The sequence below is a fragment of the Saccharopolyspora sp. NPDC045941 genome (genome assembly GCF_056431445.1).
The window spans coordinates 1,778-24,273 of the sequence record NZ_JBWKKU010000036.1 but is presented as its reverse complement, the minus strand read 5'-3'; the positions used below and the strand labels follow the sequence as shown (position 1 = coordinate 24,273).

25 protein-coding genes are annotated in these 22,496 nt (G+C 71.7%); 11 read left to right on the top strand and 14 right to left on the bottom strand.

Annotation, left to right across the window (positions count from 1 at the left end):
- Positions 1 to 123 precede the first annotated feature (123 nt).
- Positions 124 to 1,188, top strand: coding sequence for an NAD-dependent epimerase/dehydratase family protein (locus AC07FN_RS26685; RefSeq protein ID WP_478398107.1), 1,065 nt, complete (start codon positions 124 to 126; stop codon positions 1,186 to 1,188).
- Here the strand turns inward: AC07FN_RS26685 and AC07FN_RS26680 are convergent.
- The 3 genes from AC07FN_RS26680 to AC07FN_RS26670 are packed head-to-tail and all read right to left on the bottom strand — an operon-like array spanning position 1,150 to position 4,274.
- Positions 1,150 to 2,178 carry a sensor histidine kinase gene (locus AC07FN_RS26680; RefSeq protein WP_478398106.1) on the bottom strand — a complete coding sequence of 343 codons (1,029 nt, stop codon included), beginning with the start codon at positions 2,176 to 2,178 and terminating at the stop codon, positions 1,150 to 1,152. The two genes, AC07FN_RS26685 and AC07FN_RS26680, sit on opposite strands and share 39 nt — an antisense overlap.
- A gap of 58 nt (positions 2,179 to 2,236) precedes the next feature.
- Positions 2,237 to 2,941: a response regulator transcription factor gene (locus AC07FN_RS26675; RefSeq protein WP_478398105.1), complete on the bottom strand. Its 705-nt coding sequence runs from the start codon at positions 2,939 to 2,941 to the stop codon at positions 2,237 to 2,239.
- 4 nt (positions 2,942 to 2,945) lie between these two features.
- Positions 2,946 to 4,274, bottom strand: a complete 1,329-nt coding sequence (locus AC07FN_RS26670) for a hypothetical protein (protein ID WP_478398104.1) — start codon at positions 4,272 to 4,274, stop codon at positions 2,946 to 2,948.
- Positions 4,275 to 4,415: 141 nt separating this feature from the next.
- Between AC07FN_RS26670 and AC07FN_RS26665 the strand changes: the two genes are divergently transcribed.
- The 5 genes from AC07FN_RS26665 (at position 4,416) to AC07FN_RS26645 (ending at position 8,197) form a co-directional block, all read left to right on the top strand.
- Positions 4,416 to 5,069 carry a glycosyltransferase family 2 protein gene (locus tag AC07FN_RS26665; RefSeq protein ID WP_478398103.1) on the top strand — a complete coding sequence of 218 codons (654 nt, stop codon included), beginning with the start codon at positions 4,416 to 4,418 and terminating at the stop codon, positions 5,067 to 5,069.
- Positions 5,063 to 5,761 (top strand): TIGR04282 family arsenosugar biosynthesis glycosyltransferase, encoded by a 699-nt coding sequence (locus tag AC07FN_RS26660; protein WP_478398102.1) that lies wholly within the window; start codon positions 5,063 to 5,065, stop codon positions 5,759 to 5,761. Before AC07FN_RS26665 ends, AC07FN_RS26660 begins: the two co-directional genes overlap by 7 nt.
- Complete coding sequence (locus AC07FN_RS26655) at positions 5,758 to 6,441, top strand: class I SAM-dependent methyltransferase (protein ID WP_478398101.1); 684 nt, start codon at positions 5,758 to 5,760, stop codon at positions 6,439 to 6,441. The genes AC07FN_RS26660 and AC07FN_RS26655 overlap by 4 nt, the downstream gene beginning before the upstream one ends.
- A gap of 311 nt (positions 6,442 to 6,752) precedes the next feature.
- Positions 6,753 to 7,772: a TerC family protein gene (locus AC07FN_RS26650; RefSeq protein ID WP_478398153.1), complete on the top strand. Its 1,020-nt coding sequence runs from the start codon at positions 6,753 to 6,755 to the stop codon at positions 7,770 to 7,772.
- 41 nt (positions 7,773 to 7,813) lie between these two features.
- Positions 7,814 to 8,197 carry a TraR/DksA family transcriptional regulator gene (locus AC07FN_RS26645; protein WP_478398100.1) on the top strand — a complete coding sequence of 128 codons (384 nt, stop codon included), beginning with the start codon at positions 7,814 to 7,816 and terminating at the stop codon, positions 8,195 to 8,197.
- Positions 8,198 to 8,201: 4 nt separating this feature from the next.
- Here AC07FN_RS26645 and AC07FN_RS26640 read toward each other — a convergent pair whose 3' ends face one another.
- Positions 8,202 to 9,164 (bottom strand): GlxA family transcriptional regulator, encoded by a 963-nt coding sequence (locus AC07FN_RS26640; RefSeq protein ID WP_397528588.1) that lies wholly within the window; start codon positions 9,162 to 9,164, stop codon positions 8,202 to 8,204.
- Positions 9,165 to 9,282: 118 nt separating this feature from the next.
- Here AC07FN_RS26640 and AC07FN_RS26635 point away from each other — a divergent pair, with 118 nt between their 5' ends.
- Both AC07FN_RS26635 and AC07FN_RS26630 read left to right on the top strand, forming a co-directional pair.
- Positions 9,283 to 9,474, top strand: coding sequence for a hypothetical protein (locus AC07FN_RS26635; RefSeq protein WP_478398099.1), 192 nt, complete (start codon positions 9,283 to 9,285; stop codon positions 9,472 to 9,474).
- A 117-nt stretch (positions 9,475 to 9,591) separates the two neighbouring features.
- Positions 9,592 to 10,434: an alpha/beta fold hydrolase gene (locus AC07FN_RS26630; protein ID WP_478398098.1), complete on the top strand. Its 843-nt coding sequence runs from the start codon at positions 9,592 to 9,594 to the stop codon at positions 10,432 to 10,434.
- Here the strand turns inward: AC07FN_RS26630 and AC07FN_RS26625 are convergent, their stop codons facing one another.
- The 3 genes from AC07FN_RS26625 to AC07FN_RS26615 all read right to left on the bottom strand — a co-directional run bounded on the left by AC07FN_RS26625 (position 10,435) and on the right by AC07FN_RS26615 (position 13,383).
- Positions 10,435 to 11,196: an NPP1 family protein gene (locus tag AC07FN_RS26625; RefSeq protein WP_478398152.1), complete on the bottom strand. Its 762-nt coding sequence runs from the start codon at positions 11,194 to 11,196 to the stop codon at positions 10,435 to 10,437. It abuts the gene before it with no gap.
- A gap of 211 nt (positions 11,197 to 11,407) precedes the next feature.
- A complete protein-coding gene (locus AC07FN_RS26620) occupies positions 11,408 to 12,394 on the bottom strand; it encodes a DUF1015 family protein (protein ID WP_478398097.1) in 987 nt (328 codons plus the stop codon).
- Positions 12,391 to 13,383, bottom strand: a complete 993-nt coding sequence (locus tag AC07FN_RS26615; RefSeq protein WP_478398096.1) for an NAD(P)-dependent oxidoreductase — start codon at positions 13,381 to 13,383, stop codon at positions 12,391 to 12,393. Before AC07FN_RS26615 ends, AC07FN_RS26620 begins: the two co-directional genes overlap by 4 nt.
- 239 nt (positions 13,384 to 13,622) lie before the next feature.
- Here AC07FN_RS26615 and AC07FN_RS26610 point away from each other — a divergent pair, with 239 nt between their 5' ends.
- Entirely contained in the window at positions 13,623 to 13,880 is a 258-nt protein-coding gene (locus AC07FN_RS26610; RefSeq protein WP_478398095.1) for an SHOCT domain-containing protein, read from the top strand.
- 57 nt (positions 13,881 to 13,937) lie between these two features.
- Positions 13,938 to 14,630, top strand: a complete 693-nt coding sequence (locus AC07FN_RS26605) for a DUF2306 domain-containing protein (protein WP_478398094.1) — start codon at positions 13,938 to 13,940, stop codon at positions 14,628 to 14,630.
- Positions 14,631 to 14,727: 97 nt separating this feature from the next.
- On the opposite strand, the gene AC07FN_RS26600 is transcribed toward AC07FN_RS26605, so the two are convergent.
- The 7 genes from AC07FN_RS26600 to AC07FN_RS26570 all read right to left on the bottom strand — a co-directional run bounded on the left by AC07FN_RS26600 (position 14,728) and on the right by AC07FN_RS26570 (position 20,651).
- Complete coding sequence (locus AC07FN_RS26600) at positions 14,728 to 15,522, bottom strand: energy-coupling factor ABC transporter ATP-binding protein (RefSeq protein ID WP_478398093.1); 795 nt, start codon at positions 15,520 to 15,522, stop codon at positions 14,728 to 14,730.
- Positions 15,519 to 16,373, bottom strand: a complete 855-nt coding sequence (locus AC07FN_RS26595) for an energy-coupling factor ABC transporter ATP-binding protein (RefSeq protein WP_478398092.1) — start codon at positions 16,371 to 16,373, stop codon at positions 15,519 to 15,521. The genes AC07FN_RS26600 and AC07FN_RS26595 overlap by 4 nt, the downstream gene beginning before the upstream one ends.
- The gene (locus AC07FN_RS26590; RefSeq protein WP_478398091.1) at positions 16,370 to 17,140 is read right to left on the bottom strand and encodes an energy-coupling factor transporter transmembrane component T family protein; all 771 of its coding nucleotides are present in this window, start codon (positions 17,138 to 17,140) and stop codon (positions 16,370 to 16,372) included. Before AC07FN_RS26590 ends, AC07FN_RS26595 begins: the two co-directional genes overlap by 4 nt.
- Positions 17,137 to 17,949: a hypothetical protein gene (locus AC07FN_RS26585; RefSeq protein ID WP_478398090.1), complete on the bottom strand. Its 813-nt coding sequence runs from the start codon at positions 17,947 to 17,949 to the stop codon at positions 17,137 to 17,139. Before AC07FN_RS26585 ends, AC07FN_RS26590 begins: the two co-directional genes overlap by 4 nt.
- Positions 17,950 to 18,212: 263 nt before the next feature.
- A complete protein-coding gene (locus tag AC07FN_RS26580) occupies positions 18,213 to 18,656 on the bottom strand; it encodes an acyl-CoA thioesterase (RefSeq protein ID WP_478398089.1) in 444 nt (147 codons plus the stop codon).
- Positions 18,631 to 19,500, bottom strand: coding sequence for a helix-turn-helix domain-containing protein (locus tag AC07FN_RS26575; protein WP_478398088.1), 870 nt, complete (start codon positions 19,498 to 19,500; stop codon positions 18,631 to 18,633). The genes AC07FN_RS26580 and AC07FN_RS26575 overlap by 26 nt, the downstream gene beginning before the upstream one ends.
- 17 nt (positions 19,501 to 19,517) lie before the next feature.
- Positions 19,518 to 20,651 carry a lytic transglycosylase domain-containing protein gene (locus tag AC07FN_RS26570; protein ID WP_478398087.1) on the bottom strand — a complete coding sequence of 378 codons (1,134 nt, stop codon included), beginning with the start codon at positions 20,649 to 20,651 and terminating at the stop codon, positions 19,518 to 19,520.
- 459 nt (positions 20,652 to 21,110) lie between these two features.
- On the opposite strand from AC07FN_RS26570, the gene AC07FN_RS26565 reads away from it, so the two are divergent.
- A complete protein-coding gene (locus AC07FN_RS26565) occupies positions 21,111 to 22,418 on the top strand; it encodes an MFS transporter (protein ID WP_478398086.1) in 1,308 nt (435 codons plus the stop codon).
- The last annotated feature ends 78 nt before the right edge of the window (positions 22,419 to 22,496 follow it).

Below are 22,496 nucleotides of genomic sequence, written 5' to 3'. Positions count from 1 at the left end.
GCCGCTCGGGCCGCCCTCGCCAGTGGCCGTCCGACCCCGTAAGACAACGGCAAGATCTGACGGAATCATGACGTCGCGGCGTTCGACGCGCCGATCGGCGTCGGCCGGCCTTACGGTCGGGGCGTGCGAATTCTGATAACAGGCGGGGCCGGGTTCATCGGCGCGGCCATCGCGGACGCCGTGGCCGATCGCGGGCACGAAGTCGTGCTGCTCGACGTGTTCCTACCGCAAGCGCACGGCACCGAACCCCGCTCGCGCCACCGGTTGGTGCGGGGCGACGTGCGGGATTTCAGCGCGGTGCGCGAGCTGCTCGACGGCGTGGACGTCGTGTGCCACCAGGCCGCCATGGTCGGCCACGGCGTCGATCCCTCGGACATGCCCGACTACGTCTCGCACAACGACCTCGGCGCCGCGGTGCTGCTCGCCGCCATGCACGCGACCGGGGTGCGTCGCCTCGTGCTGGCGTCGTCGATGGTCGTCTACGGCGAAGGCCGCTACCGCTGCTCGCAGCACGCGCTGGTCCGGCCCGCCCCGCGGCGAGCCGACGACATCGCCGCCGGGCGGTTCGAACCCCGATGCCCCACCTGCGCGACCTCGCTCGAGCCCGAGCTGGTGCCCGAGGACGCCGCACTGGACCCGCGCAGCACCTACGCAGCGACCAAGCTCGCACAGGAGCATCTGGCCGCGGCGTGGGCCCGCCAAACCGGTGGTGGCGTGTGGGCCTTGCGCTACCACAACGTCTACGGGCCGTGGATGCCCAGCGGAACCCCGTACGCCGGCGTCGCGTCGCTGTTCCGCTCCGCGCTGCACAACGGCGAAGCACCGGTCGTGCTGGAGGACGGCCGCCAACGGCGGGATTTCGTGCACGTGACCGACGTCGCCGCTGCCAACGTCGCGGCGCTGGAAACCGAACCGCCGCAAGGAGAACTGGACGCGCTCAACATCTGCTCCGGTCGGCCGCACACGATCGGCGACCTCGCGGATGAGCTCGCGCGGGCCTGCGGCGGCCCGGCTCCGCGCATCGTGGGCGGAGCGCGGCCCAACGACGTGCGGCACATCGTGGCCGATCCCGCGAAGGCGGCGCGGGTGCTGGGATTCCGGGCATCGGTCGATTTCGCCGCCGGTGTGCGGGCTTTCGCGCACGCGCCGCTACGGGAGCCCGCCGCGATCGGCGGGGGCGAGCGGTAGCCTGACCTCGAAGCGGCAGCCGGGCCCGTGGTTGCGGGCCGTGATCGTGCCGTGGTGCGCCTGCACGAGTCCACGCGCGATCGCCAGGCCCAGCCCGGCGCCCGCCTCGTCCCGCCGCGCCTGGTTTCCCCGGAACGCCACGTCGAACACCCGCGCCAGCTCGTCGGGCGCGATCCCGCCGCAGGCGTCGTCCACGCGGAGCCAGGCGTGCGCGCCGTCGCGGCCGGCGGCCAGCACCACCGAGCCTTCCGCAGCGGTGTGGCGGATCGCGTTCGACAGCAGGTTCCGCACCACGCGGGCGAGTTCGGGATCGCTGCCGGAGACCACCGGCCAGTCGCTGGTCTCGGTCCGCAGCCGGATCGCCCGTCGCCTGGCCAGCGGGTTCTCCGCCGCGACCGCCTCGCTGACGACGTCCTGCAGCGGGACGGCGGAGAAGTCCAGCCGCAGCGAGCCGGCAGTGATGCGGGACAGTTCGAAGAGGTCTTCGACCATGCCGGACAGCCGCTCGGTCTCGCCGCGGATGCGGCTGGCGTAGTCGCACACCTCGGCCGGCTCGTCGACCACGCCGTCCGCCAGCGCCTCGGCCATCGCGCGGATTCCCGCCAGCGGGGTGCGCAGGTCGTGGCTGATCCACGCGACCAGCTCGCGGCGCGACGCCTCGGCGGCTCGTTCCCGGGCCCGTGCCTCCCGCTCCCACACGCTGCGCCGGGCGATGCTGCGACCCAGCAGCACCGCGACCGGCACGGTGACCACGGCGACCGCCGTGCAGATCACGACGACGGTCGTCAGCTGCGGGCCGAACATGAACCCGGTGACGCCGAGGACCCCGGCCAACGTGGCCAGCAGCGGGGTCAGCACGAGCACGGTCAACGCCGTGGCCAGCGAGCGGCGCCGCAGCACGGCGAGCAGACCTGCGCCCACCAGCGCCACCGGCAGCGACAAGCCGATCGCGTACGGGACGACGTGGGTGAGCTCGGTGATCACGTCCATCGCGAATCCATCCCGCTCCGTCGTGAGCGCTCATGGCCGCCCGAGCGGCCACTGCCGCTCACGAGCCCGCCGGGTCGTACCGGTAGCCGACGCCCCAGACCGTGCTGATCCGGCTGGGGCGCGCCGGGTCCGGCTCGATCTTCTCCCGCAGGCGTCTCATGTGGACGGTCACGGTCGAGTGGTCGCCGAAGTTCCAGCCCCACACCGCTTCCAGCAGTTCCGGTCGGCTGAAGGCCCGGCCCGGGTTGCGCAGCAGGAACGCCAGCAGGTCGAATTCGCGACCGGTCAACGCCAGCTCGACCCCGTCCAGCGTGCCGCGCCGCGCCTCCAGGTCCAGCCGCAGGGCGCCGTCGGTCAGGGGTTCGCGGACTTCGGCCGGCGCGGCACGGGAGCGGCGCAGCACCGAGCCGACGCGCAGCACCAGTTCGCGCGGGCTGAACGGCTTGACGACGTAGTCGTCGGCGCCGAGCTCCAAGCCGAGAACCCGGTCGGACTCCTCACCCAGCGCGGTCAGCATCACCACCGGGACCTGGCCGCGTTCCCGCACCCGGCGGCACACCTCCAGCCCGCCGATGCCGGGCAGCATCAGGTCCAGTACCACCAGATCCGGTTCCCGATCGGCGAACAGCCGAAGCGCGGTCTCGCCGTCCTCGGCCAGGCCGACTTCGTAGCCGGAGCGCTCCAGGTACCTGCGCAGCACGTCGCGGACGGCGTGGTCGTCGTCGACGACGAGCACCCGTCGCATCTCGGCCTCGTGCTTCATCGGCTCACCAGTTCGTCGCGATCAAATGGTTCACCGCCAACGCTGTCATCGCCTGCCCGGCCAGCCACCAGCGGTGGTACCGGGCCGGCAGGAGCGCGGCCCCGACAGCGAACCACACCGCGAACGGCAGCCAGATCCGCTCCACCTCGGCCTTGCTCAGCCCGGAGAGATCGGCGGCCAGGACCGCCGTCGCGGCGGCCAGCACCAGCCACGCCGCGGCGCCCCGGTCCACGACTGCCCGCCGGATCGCCACCACGGCCAGCGGACCGGCCGAGATCAGCAGGGCGGCGATGTTGCCGCCCACCCAGTAACTGTACGGCCGCTGGGCGAAGTCCCCCTGCTGGTAGCGCTGGACGACCAGGTGGTAGCCGTCCAGCCACCAGAACCCGTGCAGCGCGAACGCCGCGACGACGCAGGCAGCGCCGACCGCCGCGAGCAGGAACGCGCGGATCCCACGGGTGCGCACCAGCACCACGCACACGATCGGGAACATCAGCACCAAGCCGTAGCTCAGGAACAGCCCGAAACCGAGCAGAACACCGGCGATAACCGCAGCGAGCCCGGCGACCGGCCCGGTCCGCACCGATGCGACGGCGAGCAATGCCACGCCGGTGGCCGCGATCCCGGCGAACATCCCGTCGGCGGAAACCCCGGCCCACACCGCGCCTGGGAACAGAACCACGAACGGCACGACCGCCCGGGCCGCCGAGACTCCGGCCAGGACCCGCACGGTGACCGGCACCGCCACCGCCGCGAGCGCGCCGATGAGCACCGTCACGACCGCGGCCCATTCGCCACCGCCGAGACCGATCCGCGCCAGCCAGACGTAGCCCAGCAGAACACCCGGCGGGTGCCCGGAAACGTGGACCGTCCAGGAACCGGGTTGCCCGGCGAGGACGTGTTCGGTGAACGTCCCGAGCATGCCGCCGATGTCGGTCACGCGCGGGACGTCGTGCAGGTACTCCGTCCAGTCGGTGAGCCGGTCGGCGAAGCCGTCCTGCCAGCCGTCGACCATCGCCAGCGAGAAGGTCCACGACAACGCGGTGAGATATGCGGCCGCGAGCAGCCTTCCCCAGGGGAGGCGCGCGGCGAGCGCGGGGCCCCAGGCGATGACGGCGCCCGCGGTGGCCAGGGCGAGAGGTGTGCCCGGGCCGACGCGGGGTAGCCAGTACCCGAACAGCGGTGCCGCGTCGGCGTACAGCGGAGCACCCGCTCTGTTCAGCAGGAAACCGGCCACCGCCGCTGCCGCGATCGCGGTGATGGCGATGGCGAACGCGATCAGATCGGTGCGCGCCGGCCGGATTCCGGCGCGCCGGGGGAGGAGTCGCACCATTGCGAAGGTAAACCCGTCAGGCTCGTCGGCCAACTCGTCGGTGCGATCCGTCAGAACCTCGTAAGAACTTCCCGGGACGTAATGATTCCTTAAGGGCGGCACGAGTTTCCGATCCTTCCGCGGTGAGTTTCACTGGCTGGCATGGACGATGTGGACGTGGTGCTGCCGTGCTTGGACGAGGCGGCCGCGCTGCCCGGCGTGCTCGCCGCGATGCCGCCAGGATTCCGCCCGCTGGTGGTGGACAACGGTTCCACCGACGGCTCGGCCGAGGTCGCGGCGGCGCACGGCGCGGCGGTGGTCCGGGAGTCCCGGCGCGGCTACGGCGCTGCCGTGCACGCCGGGTTGACGGCCGCGACAGCGGAGTTCGTGTGCTTCCTGGACTGCGACGGCTCGCTGGACCCGGACGTGCTGCCCTCGCTGGTCGCTGTGGTGCGCCAGGGGAAGGCGGAACTCGCGGTCGGAAGGCGGGTTCCGGTGTCGGCCGAAGCGTGGCCGTGGCACGCGAGGACCGGGAACGCGGTGATCGCCGGGTTGCTGCGGCGCCGGGGCCTGCCGGTGCACGACATCGCCCCGATCCGCGCCGCCAGGCGGACCGACCTGCTGCGGCTGGGGGTAGCGGACCGCGGCTTCGGATATCCGCTCGAACTGCTGTGCAAGGCGGCGGAGGCGCACTGGCGGGTGCGTGAGCTGGACGTGGCGTACCGGCCTCGCGCGTCCGGGACGCGGTCGAAGGTCTCCGGCTCGGTGCTCGGCACGGTTCGCGCGGTCCGCGACATGGCAGGGGTGCTGTGGTGAGCCCGACGGCGCTCCTCGTGGTGGCGAAAGCTCCCGTACCGGGTCTGGTCAAGACGCGGTTGTGCCCGCCGGCGACGCACGCCGAAGCGGCCCGCATCGCCGCCGCGAGCCTGCTGGACACAGTGGACGCCGTGCGGAGCACTCCCGGTGTCCGGCCGGTGATCGCGATGGCCGGGAACCTGGACGCGGCCATCGCTTCGGTCCAGCTGCGCAGCGCATTGCGCGACTGGACCGTTCTCGGTCAACGCGGCGATGGTTTCCCCGCGCGGTTGGCCGCCGCGCACGCCGACACCGCTGCCGCGCATCCCGGCCTCTCGATCGTGCAGATCGGGATGGACACCCCGCAGGTGACACCCGAGCTGCTCACCGAGGCGTGCCAGGCGCTCGGCAGCGCGGACGCGGCACTCGGCCTGGCCGAGGACGGCGGATGGTGGGTGGCAGGCTTCCGGTCCGCCGCCGATGCGCAACTGCTTCGCGGGGTGCCCACGTCGCGCGCCGACACGGGGGCGCGAACCTTGGCCGCGCTGCGTGCGGGAGGCCTGCGCGTGGCCCCATTGCCGCGACTGACCGATGTGGACACCATGGAAGACGCCTTGATAGTCGCGAAATCGCTGCCGCGTTCCCGTTTCACCGCAAGCCTTCCCGTGCTCGCTTCCCGAGTCGGTGGCGCGCCGAAGGATCGCCTCCGATGAGCGGTGAGTTCGACGTCGCCCTGCGCCGTGGCGGCTGCACTTTGCTGACCAGTGACGGATTCGCCCGGTCGCTGCCCGGGCATCGCTGGTCCGCGGCGCCCGACGCCGCCGATCGGTATCTGCTGCGCACGTGCCGGGGCCCGACGCTCGACATCGGCTGCGGTCCGGGGCGGCTCACATCGGCGCTCACCGAAAGCGGTGTGGTGGCGCTCGGCATCGACACCTCCCCACTCGCCGTCCGCCTCACGGCCGGCCGGAACGCCATGGCGCTGTGCCGCGACGTGTTCCACCGGGCCCCCGGCGAAGGCAACTGGCGCGAGGCGCTGCTCGTCGACGGCAACATCGGCATCGGCGGCGATCCGCGGGCGCTGCTCCGCCGGGTGCGCCAGCTGTTGCAGCCCGGTGGGCGTGCCTGGGTGGAGGTCGAACCGCCGGGCACCGGGCTGTGGCAGGGCACCGGCCGGGTCGAGCACGCCGGCGGGTGCGGTCCCGCGTTCCGCTGGGCGATCGTGGGAGCGGAGGTGATCGGCAGGTTGGCCGTCGCGAGTCGTTTCGAGCTGCGTCACCTGGTCGAACGCTGCGGGAGGTGGTTCGCGGCGCTGGATTCCCGCGCGTTGCCGCTGGAATCCGCGGGAGCCGCCCGCCCCGGACGACCGGTGGTGTGGCCGGGCCAACGTTGACGCCATCGGTCCGGGCGTCCATGATCCACCGGTGCGGACGAATTTTGTGTCCTATGTGGAGCATCGGAGAGCCGGATATGGGTGCGAATGCCGGAATCGCGTCGTCGCAGCCGATTCGTTCGGTTGGTGCTGAATTCTCCCTTGTTCCTTGAATATTTGCTCCGAATGGGCATTCTTCCCGATTCCTGGGCGGAATCGTCCCGGTGGTCTCGTTCGGCGGATAAAGTCATACAGTATACTGCATGCAAATCGTCCGGGGCTGGAATCGTGTCCGGTCCCGGCGCGCGTTGGCGCACGGAGGTGACGTGCCGATGAACTTCCCGATGTGGGTGTGGATCGCGACCCTGGCGGCGCTGGCCGTTCTCATCGTGGGTGACCTGGTGCTCGTCGGCCGTCGCCCGCACGCGGTCGGGGTCCGGGAGGCGAGCCTGTGGGTCGCCGGCTACGTCGCCCTCGCGGCCGTCTTCGGCGCGATCCTGTTCGTCTTCGCCGGGCCCACCAGCGGCGCGGAGTTCTTCGCCGGTTACGTGACCGAGTACAGCCTCTCGGTCGACAACCTCTTCGTGTTCGTCATCATCATGTCGCGGTTTGCCGTGCCGAAGGAGCACCAGCACCGCGTGCTGTTCATCGGCATCGTGCTCTCGCTGGTGCTGCGCGGCGTGTGCATCGCCGCCGGCGTCGCCGCCCTCAGCGCCTTCAACTGGGTCTTCTACATCTTCGGCGCGTTCCTCATCTACACCGCGATCAAGGTCGCAAGGGACGGTGCCGGCGATGAGCCCGAGGAACCGGACAACGCGATCACTCGCGCACTGCAACGGGTGCTGCCCACGTCCGACACCTACGACGGCGGCAAGCTGACCACCCGCGTCGACGGGCGCCGGATGTTCACCCCGATGATCGTGGTCGTCACCGCGCTCGGGCTGGCCAACGTCATCTTCGCGCTCGACTCGATGCCCGCGATCTTCGGTCTCACCAAGGACGGGTTCATCATCTTCACCGCGAACGCCTTCGCGTTGATGGGGCTGCGGCAGCTCTACTTCGTCATCGGCGGGCTGCTGGACCGCCTGGTCTACCTCAGCTACGGCCTCGCGGTGGTCCTCGGCTTCATCGGGCTGAAGCTGATCATCGAGGCGCTGCACGGCTCGCACATCGACGAGATCCGCTTCGCCGTCCCGGACATCGGCATCGCCGCCTCGCTGGGCTTCATCGTGCTCACCCTGGCGGTGACGACCGCGGCGAGCCTGTTCCGATCCCGCTCCACGGCGAAGGCCCCGGCGGAGGAGACCGCCGATGCCCTGGAACCGGCGCACAGCGGCGACCGCAACGCCTGAACCGGCGGAATAGGTGGCCGGGCGGCGGCGTTCACCTCGTTATGAACAAGCGGACGTCGCAGGACGCGCCGTCCCCGCCCGGGCCGCGGACGGCGTCGGAACTGCTGGCCGAGGAGCGTGCCAGCGCGCTGGCACGCGTCGAGTCCCTGGAGCGCCACCTGGAGTCCATCGGCGAGGTCTCGACGTGGACCGGCACCGACGACGAGCACGATCCGGAGGGCGCGACGCTCGCGTACGAGCGCGCCCAGGTGCAGGGCTTGCTCGCGGACGCCCGCCACGAGCTCGACGAGCTGGACCGGGCTGCAGCGCGCTTGGCCAAGGGCACCTACGGGGTGTGCGTGCGATGTGGGAAGCCCATCGCGCCGGAGCGCCTGGAGGCGCTGCCGGCCGCGACGACCTGCATCGCCTGCGCCACCCGCCGCTGAGCGCTCAACCCACCTCGGCGGGCCGGGAGAAGGTTCGCCGGTAGTCGCGCGGCGTGACGCCGACGATGCGGCGGAAGTGGTGGCGCAGCAGCGCGGCGGTGCTGAACCCGCACTCGCGCGCGATCTGGTCGATGCCGAGCTGCGTGTCCTCCAGCAGCCGCCGGGCGTGCAGCACCCGCTGGGTGGCCAGCCACTGGTTCGGCGTCGTCCCGGTTTCGGCGACGAATCGCCGCGCGAACGTGCGCTGCGACATCTGCGCCCGTCCCGCGAGGCTGGCGATCGTGTGCTCGTCGTCCAGGCTCTCCTGCAGCCAGCTCAGCAGCGGTTGCAGGCTGTCGCCGGAGCATTCGGGCACCGGCAGGTCGATGAACTGGCGCTGCCCGCCGTCGCGCTGCGGCGGGACGACCATCCGGCGGGCGATCTTCATCGCCGCGGCGGAACCGAGCTCGCGGCGCACCAGGTGCAGGCACGCGTCGATCCCGGCGGCGGTGCCCGCGCTGGTCACGACGTTCCCATCGTCTACGTAGAGCACGTCCGGGTCGAGCCGGGCGGTCGGGAACCTGCGGCGGAACTCGGTCGCGTAGTACCAGTGCGTCGTGCAGGGGCGGCCGTCGAGCAGCCCGGCCGCGCCGAGCATGAACGCGCCGGAGCACACCGAGAGAACGGTGGCGCCACGGGCGACGGCGTCCCGCAGGCCCGCAAGCGCTTCCGCCGGGTAGATGTCCCGGATCTGGCCCGCCGGGACCGCGACGACATCGGCCCCGTCCAGTCCTTCCAGCCCGTGCTCGGGGACGATGTTCATCCCCACCGACGTGCTCAGCGGCTCTCCCGGGCGCTGCCCGCACACCCGGAACTCGATCGGTGGAACCCCGTCGGCGGTGCGGTCGAGGCCGAAGACCTCGCACAGCACGCCGAGTTCGAACGGAGCGGCGCCGTCCAGGACGACCGCTGCCACGGAACGCAGCATGCCTGAACGATAGCTGGCAGGATTTTGCGGCACAACGGCATCGCTGCCACTGTTGGCAGGAATTGGTCCATCGGAAACTGAGTGCCATCGAACGGACCTCTTCTCGGGGATGAGCACGATGTGCACGCCACTTCGGAACAAGCAGCAGAACCGGCTCGCCGGCATCAGGCGCTACTTCGCGACCCAGAACCGGCTGTGGGCACGCCACCTCTACGCGCTCCAGCCGTGGGAGCAGGAGACTGAACTCCGGTGGGTCCGGAACCCGGTCACCCGCCGCTGGGAACTGCGCGGGGGAGTGCTCCCGGGGTGAGCCGGACGGGGCGTCGAGTCCCTAGTGGACAGTCGTGGCGACGGCGCTGGCGGAGCGTACCGACCGGATGGTATGTTGGCGCCCTCGGATGCGGAACCTGACTCGGAGCGACGGCTGATGACGCAGGATGTTTCGGGCAACCACGAACGGATCGACGTCGGACCGCTGGCCTTCGACGTCGTCATCGCCGGCGGCGAGCAGGGATGCCCGGTGCTGTTGCTGCACGGTTTCCCGGAGACGGCGCGGAGCTGGGAACTCGTCTCGGCGCGGCTGGTCGCGGCCGGGTTGCGCACGATCGCGCCGAACCAGCGCGGCTACTCGCCCGGTGCCCGGCCCGACGGCGCCGACCAGTACGGGATCGCGCACCTGGTCGCCGACGCGGTGGGCATCATCGACGCGCTGGGTCTGTCCGAAGTGGACGTCGTCGGCCACGACTGGGGCTCGGTGGTGGCCTGGCACCTCGCGGGCTGGCACCCGGACCGGGTCCGCACGCTGACCGCGGTGTCCGTGCCGCACCCGGCCGCCTTCGGCTGGGCGCTGCGCAACGACGCCGACCAGCAGCGCCGCTCCGAGTACATCAAGCTCTTCCGGCAGGAGGGCAAGGCCGAGCAGGTGCTGCTGGCCGACGAAGCGAAGCGGCTGCGGGCCGTGTTCAGCGACGGCGTCCCTGCGGAGCTGGTGGACGAGCACATCCGGGTGCTCAGCGAGCCGGGCGCGCTGACGGCCGCCCTGAACTGGTACCGGGCGATGGGCCGCATGGACGAACTCGCGTCGGTGACCGTCCCGACGACCTACGTGTGGAGCACCGAGGACGGCGCCCTGGGCCGAGCGGGGGCGCTGCGGTGCGGCGACCACGTGGCGGCGCCCTACCGGTTCGTGCAGCTCGAAGGCGTCAGCCACTGGATTCCGGAGGAGGCCCCGGACGCGCTCGCCGAGGCCGTCCTCCAGCCGCCGCAGTGATCACCCGTAGGCGTTGAACTCGACCTCGCCAGGCTTGGCCTTCGCCAGGTTCTGCTCGAAGGCGCCGTCCTTGATCGCCAGGCTGGCCGAGCCGAAGTCGGCCCCGGTCAGCCTGTCCCGGATGCCGGGCGGGAAGTTGTCCCAGCTGACCAGGTCCGGGTACTGCCAGGTCCCGTAGTGGTTCTCCGGCTGCTCGTCGCGGCCCGCCAGGCGGAAGCAGTGCGTGCTGGCGCCGTCCTTGTGGTAGACGATCTTGGGGTGGTTCCCCTCCCAGGACACCTCGGAAGCGGGCTGTGTGGAGTAGTTGCCGTGCGCCGACGTCGACACGTACTTCGCCTCGTCGTCGCGCACCCACACCACGACGTGCTCGATGTCGTGCCGGTGTCCGAAGATGTCGTCCACACCGCCGAGGGCCTGGTCCTTCTCGAAGTACAGGTCGTAGAGGTATGCGCACCAGCCGTTGTCGTCGCACTTGGCGCGGGAGTACGAGTTGGTGTTGTCGAGGTCGGACCGGTCGTGGCAGTTCCCGTCGAGCGCGCCGGAAGGCTTCAGACCCTCGGCGATCGAGCCGTCGGGGCCGATCGCCGGGGTGGGGTAGCAGCCGTCGCCGTCGTAGTCGAAGGCCGGCTGCCACTTGCCGTCTGCCTCGTCGAAGCTCGCGGGCAGCGCCGCGGGCGGTTCTGCGTAGGCGGTCCCCGGAAGCCCGACGACCAGCAGCGCGGCTCCCGCGATGGCGGTCAACGACCGGCTGCCCGGCCGCAATCGGCTTCGGCGCCCGGCCGGTGCGCCGTTCGGGTGTTCGGCTTGCTTCGTTCGCGGTCTTTCCTCCGCGGCGTTCTCCAGCACGGCGAAACCTCCTGATCGACGCGGTCGGCGCGTGATCGTAATGCGGAATCTGCCGTGCGGGCGGGAGTTTCGCGGTCCGGTGTCCCGTCGGGAAGTGAGATGTGCCCTAGCTGCTCCGGAAACTCGCTCAGGTGAGCGGGCGGAGGAACAGCTCCGCGGTCGGTTTCGGGTCGAACCAGGTCGACTTCGGCGGCATCGGCCGGCCCTCGTCCGAGGTGGTCAGCACCTGGTCGATCGTCGGCGGGTGCGGGATCAGGCGGAACGCGTTCCGGTCGCCGCACCAGCAGGTCTCCACCGCGTGCTGCCGGTCGGCCGCGGCCTCGCCCGCGGTGAGGTCGTGCAGCTTCGGCAGGAGCTCCTGCTCGATGGCGAAGGCGTCGAGAACGCCCGAGGCGCGCAGCCGCAGGCGGTACCACCGGTCGCCGAGGCCGACCGCCACCACACCGGGTTCCGTGTCCGCGGTGGGGGATTCCTCGATCCGCTCGGTCAGCGGATGCTCGGCGAGGCGGTCCAGCACGTCCCGCGCGGTGCTGCCCGGTGCCAGGGCGAAGCAGCGGTGGTAGCCGAGGATGCGCATCTCGTCGCTGGGGAACAGCGCCGCGAGTGTGAAGGCGCTCGGGTGGTCGGAGGCGAGGCCGCGCCGGGCGGCGTAGCGATCGGCGGCCAGCATCCGGTGGTGGCCGTCGGCGATGTAGAGGTTGCCGATGCGGCCGATCTCGTCGCACAACGCCCGCGCGCCCGCTTCGTCGCGACGGACCCACACCGTGTGCGTGGCGCTCCCGTCGTGCAGCCGTGCGCTTGGAGCCTCCGCGGTGATGTCGGCGATCGACAGGTGTCCTCTGTGGACGAGCATGACCGGCATCCGCTCGACCCCGGTCGCCTCGGCCTGCTCTTCGAGCTCGCGCACCCGGGCCGGTTGGGTGGCTTCGTGGCGCCGGATCCGGCCGCCGCGGTAGTCGTCGATCGACACCTCGACCACGACACCGGTCTGCCGGTGCCCGCCGGATTCCAGCCGGTAGACCACCACCGCCGGTCCGGGGTCTCCGCTCCCGCGCAGCAGCACGCGCGGCGGCCGGGCGGTGATCCCGGCGCCGTCCTGCCGGGTGGCGTTCACGAGCGCTCGCCGGAATGCGTTGCGGGTTGCGGATTCACGCAGTGCAGCACCGTGCCCGACTCGAACGCGTCCACCATCCGCACCACCTCGGCGGCGACCGCCTGCTGGGCCTGCTCGGTGGACGCCCCGATGTGGTGGGTGCCGTAGACGTTCGGATGCCGGGCCAGCCGGGACTCGATGCGCCCGGTGCTCGTCGCCGGCTCGTCCGCGTAGACGTCGACGCCGACGCGGATGTCCTTGTCCGCCATGGCCTCGATGAGCGCCTCCTCGTCGACGAGTTCCCCGCGCGCGGTGTTGAGGATGATCGTGCCAGGCTGCACGTGCGCCAGCAGGTCGGCGTCGATCAGGTGCCGCGTGGCGTCGGTCGCGGGCGCGTGCAGGGAGAGCACGTCGCAGGTGCGGGCGAGGGTGGTCAGGTCGTCGACGAAGCGAACGCCGATCGCGTTCGCGCGCTCCAGCGTCTCCGGCGCGCGTCCGGGCCTGGCCACGGCGTGCACCGCCATCCCGAACGCCGCGGCGCGTTCGGCGAAGGCCAGGCCGATCTGGCCGAGGCCGATGACGCCGACCCGGCGGCCGAAGATGCCGCGTGCGCGCGAGTAGCGCTTCTTGTCCCAACGTCCGGCCCGCAGGTCCGCGACGTTGTCGCAGATGTTGCGATCCAGCGCCAGCAGCAGCGCGAACGCGAGCTCGGCCACCGCGGCGGCGTTGCGCCCGGGCACGTTGCAGACGCGGATTCCGAGCCGGGACGCCGCGTCGCAGTCGATCGTGTTGGTGCCGGCTCCCGCCCGGATGACCAGTCGCAGGCCGTCGGCGCGTTCGAGCGAGGCGGCCGCGACCCGGGTGCTGCGGACCACGAGCGCGTCGAACCCGTCGAGCCGGTCGGGGAGCTGATCGGCGGTGGTGTCCGGCCGGTAGGCGCAGTCGTGGCCGTGGTCGGCCAGCTCCGCGAGGTGCGCGTCCGGGAACGCGTCGGCGAGCAGGATCCTCATCGGCAACTCCCCACCTGGAACGGAAGCGGCAGCGGGACTGTTCCTCAATGCGCATCGAGCTGCGCATGGCGCAATGGTGACCGCCGGGGAGAAGCGGCGTCAACACCCGATCCGCGGTGCTGCGTACGCCGGCTACGTCGTGCGCGGTAGTCCGGGTGTCGCTCGGTGACCGACGACAGCGCCGCCCGCCGGGCCGAGACTCGATCCGACGAACGGGAGCGGTTTCGGAGGTGGCAGTGATGTTGACCGAGTTCTTGGTGCAGTGGGGCCCGAATCCCGGCTGGCACGGGCCGCACGGCGGCCCGGGATGGCTGATCGGGCTGTTCTTCCTGGTGCTGGTCGCCGCGCTGATCGCGACGGTGGTCTGGCTGGCGGTTCGCGGCCGGCCGCGGAAGCGCTCCGCCGTCGAGCGGGCGAAGGAGATCCTGGCCGAGCGGTTCGCCAAGGGGGAGATCGGCGCCGACGAGTACCGCGAGCGGCTGACCGAGCTGGGCTGATCTCCGGTGGCCGCCGGGACCGCGGTTCCGGCGGCCACCTCGACGGAAGGCGGAACGATGACGGCGAAATCGGGCGTGCGGAGATCGGCGCGGCGCGGCTGGCTGCTGCTGACCACCGCGGTCGTCGGCGGAACCGCGCTGGTCGTGCCGTACGTGCTCCTCGACGTGGACGCGAGCAGGATCCAGGTGCGCGGCGAGGCGCACTGGATCCTGCTGCTCGTGCACATCTTCACGGCGGCGGTCGCGCTCGTGCTCGGGCCGCTGCAGTTCATCCCCGCGCTGCGGGCCCGCCGCCGGCTGCACCGGGTGGTCGGGCGGGCCTACCTGCTGGCCGGGGTGCTGCCGGCGGGCCTGACCGGCATCCCGGTGGCACTGCTGGCCGAGCACGCCCTCACCAGGGTCGGCCTGCTCATCCCGGCGGTCGGCTGGCTGGTGACGGGCGCGCTGGCGGTCCGGGCCGCGCGGCGGCGCGACCTCGCGGCCCACCGGGCGTGGATGATGCGCAACTACGCGCTGACGTTCCTGGCCGTGACGTCGCGCATCGTGGTGCCGCTGCTGCTGCTCGCCCAGTTCCCGTTCATCGGCGAGATGTACGGTGGCTCGGTCCCGGCGGCGGTGGACATGACGATCCCGATCGGCCAGTGGCTGGGCTGGATCATCAACCTGACGATCGTGGAATTCGTCCTCCGCCGCGAGAGAACCCGCGCGATCCCCAGCTCACAGGGCCGCCCCGAGGCAGCACGTGCGTGAGTGCCCGGGGCGCGATGCCGGTCACGGGCCGTGAGTCCTTTGCGCTGCTATGGCGACCAAAAGGCTCACGGCCGGAGTGGTGCGGAAACGTTGCTGCTCACCTGGTCAAGTACTCGGTGAAGGTGGTGACCGAGGTGGTCGGGGGCAGCGCCAGGGCTCGGGACAGGCGGAGGATCTGGGGAGATTCCAGGGCCGCGTTCCGCACCGCTTCCTCGTCGGCGAAGGCTTGCTCCGGTGGGGCGTCCGACAGGACTCGGCCGGCCGACATCGAGATCACCCGGTCGAAGTTCTCCGCGCAGAAGTCCATGTCGTGGGTGATCGCCACGACCGTTTTGCCTCGGCCGTGCAAGGTTTCGATGATCTTCGCGATGTTCTGGACCGCGTTGTGGTCCTGGCCCGTGGTCGGCTCGTCGAGGACGACGATCGGGGCGTCCATCGCGAGGACCGCGGCCAGGGCGGCGCGTTTGCGGTCCGACAGGGACAGTTCGTACGGGTGCGCGTCGGCGCGCGCGGTGAGGCCGGTGGCTTCGAGGGCCCAGGTCACCAGTTCCGCCCGGCGGGCCTGCGGGTGGCCCAGGTTCCGGGGCCCGAACTCGACGTCCTGGCGGACCGTTCGGGCGAACAGCTGCTGATCCGGGTTCTGGAACAGGTAGCCGACCTTGGTCGCCAGCTGGGCGATGGTGTGGTCCGCGGTGTTCCAGCCGTCGACCACCACCCGGCCCGCGGTGGGCTTGACCATGCCGTTGAGGTGACGCACCAAGGTCGTCTTGCCCGCGCCGTTCTGGCCCACCACGGCCACTTTCTCGCCCGCGCGGATGCTCAGCGAAACGCCGTCCAGCGCCGTCACGCCGCTCGGGAAGCGGTAGACCAGCGATTCGATCTCGATGCTCATCGGGGTTCTCCCAGCGCCTCGGTGAAGCCGGCGACGGCGGTCGGCAGGGTGACCGGCAGATCCCGGCCCGCGGGCCAGCGCCCGAGTTCGGCCGCCCTGCGGGCCGCGTCGGTGAACCGCGTCGTGCCGACGCCCCACTCGGGCAGGCGAGGATCGGCCAGGACGCGCTCCGGTTCGCCGTCGAGCCGGACCGATCCTTCGGCGAGGACCAGAACGCGGTCGGCGTACGCCGCCAGCTGTTCGAGCTTGTGCTCGATCAGCAGCACCGTGATGCCCGTACCGCGCAACTCCTCCAGGGCCGCGAACACCAGGCGGCTGCCCGCCGGATCGAGCTGCGACGTCGGCTCGTCGAGCACCAGCACCCGCGGCTTCATCACCAGCACCGCCGCCAACGCGACGAGTTGCTGCTGGCCGCCGGAGAGCTCGTACGGCGAGCGCTCCGCGAGGTGGGCGATCTGCAGCCGCTCCAGCATCCCGTCGATGCGGTCGACCATCTCCGTGCGCGCCACGCCGAGGTTCTCCAGCCCGAAGGCCAGTTCCGCGCGCACCGAGTACTTCGCGCCCGAGATCTGGTTGAACGGGTTCTGCAGCACCAGCCCGACCTCGGTGACCACCTCGGCCAGCGGCGTGGCCGCCACGACCCGGCCCGCGGTGGTGACGCGGCCGGTGAAGTCGCCGCCCAGCGCGTGCGGGATCAGCCCCGCCGCGGCGTAGCCCAGCGTCGACTTGCCCGCGCCGCCGGCGCCGACCAGCCCGCACACCTGGCCCTCCGGGATCGCCACCTCGATGTCGCGCAGCACCGGAGCGGTGCTCGTCGGATAGGCGTAGCTGAACCGGCTGAACTCGATCACGAGAACACTCCAAGCGCGTTTGCGGCCAGGGCGGCGGCCGCGCAGATCCACAACGCCCAGCGCGCCACCCGCTGCCCGGCCGAATCCGGGATGACCTCGAAGTTGGTGCGCCGCGTCGGGGCGCCGAAGGCACGCGCTTCCATGGCGATCGCCCGCTCTTCGACGTCGGTGAAGGCGCCCAGCACCAGCGGCCCGACCAGCGGCAGCAGCGTCCGGGCGCGGCGCACCGGGCCGCCGTCGAGCGCGAGGCCGCGAGCCTGCTGGGCCTGTCGGATCAGCTGCGCGCGGGCCCGGAAGGTGGGGATGATCTGCAGCGTCGCGGACACCACGTAGCTGATGTTGGGCGGCAATCCGCGTTGCACCAGCGCGGTCATCAGGCTGCCGGGGTGCGTGGTCAGCAGCAGGAACAAGAAAGCGTCGACCAGCACCAGCAGTCTGAGCCCCGTCTGGGTGGCGAACAGCAGCCCGTCCTGCTGCACCTGCAGCGGGCCGAACTCGGCGAGCACCGGTCCTTCGCCGGGGTAGAACAGGCCCTGTGCGAGGAAGATCAGCAGCAGGAACGGGGCGAAGAACTTCAGCGTCACCGAGCCGAACCGGCCCAGCACTCCCGCCGTCGCGGCCGCCGCGGCCAGCAGCAGCCACAGCAGCGCGGGGAACCAGACCGCGTTGATGGCGAAGGCGGCGATGATCACGACGATCGCGAAAACCAGCTTGGTGATCGGGTTGAGCCCGTGCACCCTGGACTCGCCGAACTGGTAGAAGGTCATCGCGCCAGCCCTTCCAGCACCGCGGTGCGCCGTCCGAACACCGCGTGCCTGCGGACGAACGGCGAGCGTTCCCGGAACCTCGCCGGTAGCGCGGCGAGGATCAGGAAAGCGATCGCGAAGGTGACCACCTTGTCCAGCGGATCGGTGGCGAGCCCGGTCAGCGTCGCGGCGTCCAGCAGGCTGTTGCCGAAGGCCTGGAAGGCGGCCTGCAGCGCGGTGCGGCCCGGCGAGCCGCCGCCGCCGAAGACGAACGCCGCGATCGGCGCGGAGAGCATCCCGGCGACGACACCGGCGAGCAGGCCCGCTGGCAGCGCGGTCCACAGGCGGCGGAACGCGCCGATGCGGGCGACCAGCCCCGCCAGGGCGCCGATCGCCGCGGCGGCGACCGAGAACGGCAGCAGCGGCGGCGAAATCGTCAAGCCCCAGATGATGTTGGACAGCGCCCCGGTCGCCGCGCCCGCGGCGGGCCCGGCGAGCGCGCCGACGATCACGGTGCCGATCGAGTCCAGGTACACCGGCAGGCCCAGCATGTTGACCAGCTGCCCGATCACCACGTTGATCGCGATCGCCACCGGCAGCATCGCCACCGTGGAGGTCGGCAGCCGGGCGCTGGCGCCGGCGATGACCAGCAGCGAGCCGATCAGGTAGCCGCCGAGCGCGATCAGCGCGGCGGAGCTGCCGTGCCCGCTCTCGTGCAGGCTCGACGGTCGCTCGATCAGGAGGTAGAGGTAGGTCGCCAGGATGACGGCGGTGCCCGCGGCGACATAACCCCACGGGGGCAGCCGGTGACCGGAGTGGACGGTGCTCATGGGCATTCCTCCCGCGCCGGCCCGACCGGAGCGCCGAGCGGCCCTGGACGGGCGATAACCAGCGACGACGGGCGGCAGCCCGGCCACTGCAAGCGTTTGCAGCAGCCTGCCACACCGTTCCCCGCCGGTAAACCCCGAGCTTCCCCCGAAGGCCGGCCCGCGGTTTCGGGTGCTGCTGAAGGGAGTTCCGGCGGTTTTGCGCGCGACGGGCTTCCGGGGCGATGTTTCCGCAGTGATCAGCGGAAACCCGCTGTGGAAGTGGTTTACAGGCCCAGCAGTTCCGGGTGGGTGGTCAGCTCGCGCCAGTAGCGCGCCGGGTCGGCGACCAGGCGTCGGCGGGTGAGGTCCAGGAGGCCGGAGACGCTTTCGACCTCCGCGACCAGGGTGCCGTCCGGGGCGCGGAGTTCCTGCACGACGCGGGACGTCTTGCCGTCGCCCCACCGGAAGGCGCACGTCACCTCGACCTGGTCCAGCGGTCGCAGTTCGCGGTGGAAGCGGACGGTGGTCTCCAGGTTGACCGGGCCCACGTCGTGCTGGGCGCGCAGTCGCTCGGGGTCGACACCGGCGGCGGCGAGGCACGCCCACCGCGCGTGGTCGCCGTAGGCGAGGTACGCGGGACCGCGCACGTGGCCGTTGACGTCGAGGTCGTCGCTGCGGACCGAGATGGTGATGCGGAAGGCTTCAGCGGTTTCGGAACGGGTTGTCACGGAGACCGATCCTGGCCGTCCCGGGCCGCGCCGTCTGGAACGTTTCGGCCAACGCGTCCTGCCGGGCCCAGCTGCGCACCAGCGCAGCGGGCGATGAGCCGGACAGCAGGCGGCATTCGCGCCCCAGGTGCGACTGGTCGGCGTAGCCGAGTTCGGCGGCGACGACCGCCAGCGACGTGCGTCCGCGCGCCAGCGCGGGCAGGCGGCGGTGGAACCGCTGGAAGCGGAGGATGCGTTGCAGTTGCTTGGGTCCGCACCCGGTTTCGCGCCGGAGGAGCCGTCGGAGTCCTCGTTCGCTGATGCCGAGCTCGTCGGCGGCGTCCGCGGGTTTCGCCCCAGGCGTACCAAGACCGTGCGCCGCAGCGATGGCCCGTGGGTCCGGCTGGACGTCTCGCAGCCGGTCGGCGACCAGCGCCTCCAGCACGTTCCGCCGCGCCTCGAAGGACTTCGACGCTGCCAGCAGCTCTTCGGCCCGCCCCGCTCGCCGGCCCCACAGGTCGACAAGCCTCGTCGTCCCGGTCGGCAGCTCGGCAAGCCCGTGGCCCAGCAGCGAGCCTGCGCCGCCGCGGCGCAGCCGCAGGCCCAGCGTCCGGGCGGTTCCCGGCAGCCAGCGGCGTGCCGGGGCTCCGGCGGTGAGCACCACGTCGAGGCTGCGCCCGTCCCACACCAGGTCGGCGCAGCCGTCCGGGAGGATCCGCAACTCCCGGTCCCATCCGGCGAATCCCTGCCAGCAGAGCGAGACGGCGCTCGAAACCTCTTTCGCAGGGCCGAATTCGCGGTAGTGCGACCACCGCGTGCCGGTTCCGGCGGGCGAGGCGGCCCAGGGGCGCAGCGGGATTCCCATGCGCCCAGCATGCCTCGTCATGCGCTCGGCGGCGTGGTCGATTCGCCGCTGGGCGGTGGTTGCGAGCTGCTCGGAGGCGCCGAGCTCGTGGGTGGAGGCTCGGACGGCGGCGGCTCGGATGGCGGCGCCGACGACGGCGGTGGCGGCGGCGGTTCGGACGGCGGTGGTGGCGCTGTCGTGCCTGGTGGTGGGGGTGGCGGAGGTGTCCAGGGCGGCGGCGCGGGGGCGGGCGGAGCTCCGGCGGCGGGCGGCGGAGCACCCGGCGGCAGTGGTGCGCCCGGCGGTGGGGGAGCGCCAGGGAGCGGCGGGGTGAACGCGAGCAGCACGGGGTCGCCCGGGGTCGTCGTATCGCTCGGGGTCGGCATGACGCCACGGGCGTAGGCGTCGGCCCAGCTGAGCACCGATCGGACGTACGACTCGGAGTGGTTGTAGCGGAGCACGGCGGCGGCCAGCTGGGTTCGGTCGCGCAGATTTCCGCCGCCGCTGCACAGGTATTGGCCCGATGCGAGCGTCGCGTCGAAGACGTTGTGCGGATCGCGGGTTCCGTCGCCGTTGCCGTCGGCGGCGTGGCTGCGCCACGTGGACGGGATGAACTGCATCGGCCCGACCGCGCGGTCCCACGCGCGGTCGCCGTCCAGCCGGCCGCCGTCGGTGTCGCGGATGGCGGCCACCCCCGGCCCGCCGGCCAGCTGCGGGCCCAGGATCGGCGACAGCGTCCGGCCGTTGACGTCCACCCGGCCGGACCGGGCGTGGTTCGACTCGATGCGCCCGATCCCGGCGAGCACCGACCAGTGCAGTCCGCAGCCCGGATCGGTGCTCGCCAGCGTTCGATCGGCGCGCTGGTAGGCGGCCAGCACCGGCGCGGGGATGCCCAGCGGGCCGGCCGGCACCCGGTCGGCCGGTTCGGCGTGCGCGGCCAGGTCCTGCTCGGTGCGCACCTCGTCCAGGAACTCCGGGCTGAGCCGGTCGTCGACGGGCAACCGGCCGTTGGTCCCCACGTCCGGCGGGAGTTCCGGTGCGGCCCGCGCGGGACCGGTTGCCGGGTCGATCAGGGCGTCGCCGCTGATCGCCAGCAGCGGCAGCAACGCGACCAGCACACCGGTCGTCACCGACGTGAAGCGCTCGCCGCGGCTCTGCGCGTCCGGGCCCAACTTCCGTCACCTCCATGCCGGTCTGGCCATGCTGGGCCCCGACCTTTCCGGAAGGTGACGGCCTTGTGAACCACCAGAAGAGGTCCGGACCACGAATTCCAGGCGACCAGCAGGTTGCGGCGAACGGATCAGCGAAGCGGCGTCCGATCGGGCGTGCGGCCCGCTTTCGCGATCCGGCGAATTGTCCTATGTGGATATACGACGCCGGTTTGGCGACCGGATCCATCGAGACTCTTGAACTGCTTCGTTCCGCGAAATAAGTTGACCGGTAACGGGTTTCTCGTCGAATTGGTGGCACCACCGTCCATAGTGGCTGCCTATCGGTGCGTTAGCGCCCCGCTCTTTGACCATGTGACGTGCGTCTCGTTCAATCGGCGGTAGTGATCCTCCGGTGCCGCCGCGCGCCCACGCCCGGCAATCCGCACCGCAATCCGCTTCCGCCGAAGGGACCACGTGCGCATGTCCGCAAACAGAGTGCATGAAGCAACCCCCGGTACCGCCGCGCCGCCGGAGTTCCGGCCGGTGATGGCCTGGGCGATCACCGGCATGCTCGTGCTGTTCATCGTGGTCAACTGGGCCGACAAGACGGTGTTCGGCATCGCCGCGCAGCCGCTGAAGGAAGACCTGGGCCTGACCTCGTCGCAGATCGGCTTCATCGGCAGCGCCTTCTTCTTCCTGTTCAGCATCACCGGGCTCCTCGTCGGGTTCATCGGCAACCGGGTGCGGACCAAGTGGGTGCTGCTGGCACTGGCCGCGCTGTGGTCGCTGACGATGGTGCCGGTGCTGGTGTCGGCCAGCGCGGTGACGCTGCTGATCAGCCGCATCGGCCTCGGCGCCGCGGAAGGCCCGGCCGGCGCGATGGCCAACGCCGGGGCGTTCGAGTGGTTCCCGAAGGAGAAGCGCAGCTTCCCGTCGGCGTGGCTGTCCTCCGGCGCTTCCATCGCCAAGATCGCGATCGCCCCGGTGCTGGCGCTGATCGTCGCGATGTGGGGCTGGCGCGCGGCCTTCCTGTCGCTCGCGCTGATCGGCGTGGTGTGGTGCGCGGCCTGGGCGCTGATCGGCCGCGAGGGCCCGTTCTCGCCGCACCGGAGCCAGGCCGCCGCGGCCGAGGATCCCGCGATGCAGCAGCGGGTCCCGTTCCGCAAGATCGCGCTCTCCGGCACCTTCGTCGGCGGCGTCATCGGCACCTTCACCATGTACGGGATGGTGTCGGTGATCCTCACCTGGCTGCCGTCGTACTTCGAGGTGGGCCTGGGCATCGACCGGCTGCAGGCGGGCGCCATGTTCGGCCTGCCCAGCATCTCGGGCATGATCGCGATGCTGGGCGTGTCGTGGATCAGCGACCGCCGCGTGTCGGCGGGCTCCAGCTCGCGCGTGCAGCGCGGCATCGTGCCCGCGGTGTCGCTGCTGATCGGCGGCGGGCTCCTGGCGCTGCTGCCGTACGTCGGCTCGCCGGCGCTGGCCATCTCGGCGGTCGTGCTCGGATACGGCATCGGCGTCGTGGCGCTGCCGCTGGCGAACGCGGCGTTGTCGCAGATCTGCCCGCCTCGCCAGCAGGCCGGCGCGCTGGGCGTGTTCCTGGCGCTGCAGACGTCGTCCGGGCTCATCGCCCCGGCGCTGACCGGTGTGCTGGTGGACATGGCCGCCAGCCCCGGCGAGGGATTCGCGCTGGCGTTCCAGGTCTTCGGCCTCGCCGTGATGGTGGGCGGCATCGCGACGATGCTGCTGGTCAACCCGGACCGGGACGCCGCGCGCATCCTCGGCTGAACCACCGGTCGTGGGGGGGGGGGGGGGGGGGGGAGGGGTGGGGGGAGCGACGCACGCAGGAGGGGTTGGCACAAAAGG

Coding starts and splice junctions, on each gene's coding strand:
- AC07FN_RS26655 (WP_478398101.1), top strand. CDS start 5,758: ATGAGCGGTGAGTTCGACGTCGCCCTGCGCCGTGGCGGCTGCACTTTG.
- AC07FN_RS26650 (WP_478398153.1), top strand. CDS start 6,753: ATGAACTTCCCGATGTGGGTGTGGATCGCGACCCTGGCGGCGCTGGCC.
- AC07FN_RS26605 (WP_478398094.1), top strand. CDS start 13,938: ATGACGGCGAAATCGGGCGTGCGGAGATCGGCGCGGCGCGGCTGGCTG.
- AC07FN_RS26675 (WP_478398105.1), bottom strand. CDS start 2,941: ATGAAGCACGAGGCCGAGATGCGACGGGTGCTCGTCGTCGACGACGAC.
- AC07FN_RS26635 (WP_478398099.1), top strand. CDS start 9,283: ATGTGCACGCCACTTCGGAACAAGCAGCAGAACCGGCTCGCCGGCATC.
- AC07FN_RS26665 (WP_478398103.1), top strand. CDS start 4,416: ATGGACGATGTGGACGTGGTGCTGCCGTGCTTGGACGAGGCGGCCGCG.
- AC07FN_RS26575 (WP_478398088.1), bottom strand. CDS start 19,500: ATGGGAATCCCGCTGCGCCCCTGGGCCGCCTCGCCCGCCGGAACCGGC.
- AC07FN_RS26670 (WP_478398104.1), bottom strand. CDS start 4,274: ATGGTGCGACTCCTCCCCCGGCGCGCCGGAATCCGGCCGGCGCGCACC.
- AC07FN_RS26630 (WP_478398098.1), top strand. CDS start 9,592: ATGACGCAGGATGTTTCGGGCAACCACGAACGGATCGACGTCGGACCG.
- AC07FN_RS26610 (WP_478398095.1), top strand. CDS start 13,623: ATGTTGACCGAGTTCTTGGTGCAGTGGGGCCCGAATCCCGGCTGGCAC.
- AC07FN_RS26615 (WP_478398096.1), bottom strand. CDS start 13,383: ATGAGGATCCTGCTCGCCGACGCGTTCCCGGACGCGCACCTCGCGGAG.
- AC07FN_RS26600 (WP_478398093.1), bottom strand. CDS start 15,522: ATGAGCATCGAGATCGAATCGCTGGTCTACCGCTTCCCGAGCGGCGTG.
- AC07FN_RS26640 (WP_397528588.1), bottom strand. CDS start 9,164: ATGCTGCGTTCCGTGGCAGCGGTCGTCCTGGACGGCGCCGCTCCGTTC.
- AC07FN_RS26585 (WP_478398090.1), bottom strand. CDS start 17,949: ATGAGCACCGTCCACTCCGGTCACCGGCTGCCCCCGTGGGGTTATGTC.
- AC07FN_RS26645 (WP_478398100.1), top strand. CDS start 7,814: ATGAACAAGCGGACGTCGCAGGACGCGCCGTCCCCGCCCGGGCCGCGG.
- AC07FN_RS26590 (WP_478398091.1), bottom strand. CDS start 17,140: ATGACCTTCTACCAGTTCGGCGAGTCCAGGGTGCACGGGCTCAACCCG.
- AC07FN_RS26565 (WP_478398086.1), top strand. CDS start 21,111: ATGTCCGCAAACAGAGTGCATGAAGCAACCCCCGGTACCGCCGCGCCG.
- AC07FN_RS26680 (WP_478398106.1), bottom strand. CDS start 2,178: ATGGACGTGATCACCGAGCTCACCCACGTCGTCCCGTACGCGATCGGC.